1 protein-coding gene is annotated in these 1505 nt (G+C 69.8%); it reads left to right on the top strand.

Features of this window, described 5'->3' with window-relative positions; genetic code table 11:
- Positions 1-71: 71 nt before the first annotated feature.
- Positions 72-1496 (top strand): IS66 family transposase, encoded by a 1425-nt coding sequence (gene tnpC, locus DKT69_RS10985; RefSeq protein WP_109801461.1) that lies wholly within the window; start codon positions 72-74, stop codon positions 1494-1496.
- The last annotated feature ends 9 nt before the right edge of the window (positions 1497-1505 follow it).

Raw genomic sequence — 1505 nt, 5'->3', positions numbered from 1 at the left:
GTACGTATTCAGCTTGAGTTGGGTCGGCGTCCGGCTGTCCACTCTGGCTGGTCGGATGGCAAGATCATGGTGTGCAGTCCGAGCCGCTGGTCCCGCCCTCGTATGAGGAGTTGCTGGCCATGCTGGTTGAGCTGCGGGAACGGGTCGAGCGGCTGGAGGCCGAGAACGCGGAGCTGCGGCGCCGGTTGGGGTTGAACTCGCAGAACTCGTCCAAACCGCCATCGTCGGACGGGCTGGCCAAGCCGCACCCGCAGCCGGGCAAGGGTAAGAGCAGTGGCCGGCGGCGGGGTAAGCAGCCGGGGGCGCCCGGTTCGACGCTGAACCTGGTTGCGGACCCGGATGAGATGATCGAGCATCGGCCGGATCGGTGCGCGAATCCGGCCTGCGGCGCTGGTTTGGCTGATGGCCGGGAGTACGGGCGGCAGCGCCGGCAGGTCGTCGAACTGCCCGAACCACGGCCGGTGATCACCGAACACCAGTTGATCGCGCTGCAGTGCGCCGGGTGTGGGCGGGTCACCGAGCCGCCGGTCCCGGACGGCGTGATCGGCCGGGTGCAGTACGGCACGAACGTCAAAGCCGGCGTGGTGTACGCCCGCGCCGCGCAGTTCCTGCCGTACGCGCGGGTGGCCGCGCTGATGGGCGACCTGCTCGGGGTGAGCGTGTCGACCGGGTTCGTGCATCAGGTAGTCACCGACGCGGCACGGCGACTGGGCCCGTTCGTCTCGCACCTGGCCGCGCTGCTGCGCGTGCAGGACGTCCTGCACGCCGATGAGACCCCGGCCCGCCTCGGCGGCGGGTTCAAGTACGTGCACGTGGCCTGCACCCCTGGGTTGACGCTGTTCCACGTCGGGGGCCGCTCGGCGGCCGACATCGACGCCGGTGGGGTGCTGCCCGGGTTCACCGGCACCCTCGTGCGTGACGGCTACGCCGCCTACCAGCACCTGACCGACGCCGAGCACGCCTGGTGCGGGGCGCACCTGATCCGTGACCTGCGGGGCGTGCACGAGACCGATCCGGCCGGCCAGGAGTGGGCCGAGGCGATGGCCACTACCTTGCTGATGGCGAAGACGATGACCGAGCAGGCCGTCGCCGCCGGCCGGGACGCGCTGTCCGCGGACGAGGTCAGTCACATCCGGGCCTGCTACGCCGGCGCGGTCGCCTACGGCCGCCAGCAGAACCCGCCCGACCGGGACGGCCGGCTATCGCGGGCTGGCACGCTGGTCGAACGCTTCGCCGCCCACCGCGACATGATCCTGCGGTTCACCGTCGACCTGGCCGTACCGTTCACCAACAACCAGGCCGAACGCGACCTACGCCCGGTCAAGCTCCAGCAGAAGATCTCCGCCACATGGCGCACCCTGCAAGGACTGGCCGACTTCGCCACCCTGCGTTCCTACCTGTCCACCGCCGCCAAACACGGCCTCGACGCCCTCGACGTGCTCAAACAACTGTTCACCACTGGACCATGGCTGCCCCAGGCCGTCACCTCAAGCTGAATATGTACC

The organism is Micromonospora sicca (genome assembly GCF_003172935.1).
Lineage (GTDB): Bacteria > Actinomycetota > Actinomycetes > Mycobacteriales > Micromonosporaceae > Micromonospora > Micromonospora sicca.
This window is presented reverse-complemented; position numbering and strand designations above follow the sequence as displayed.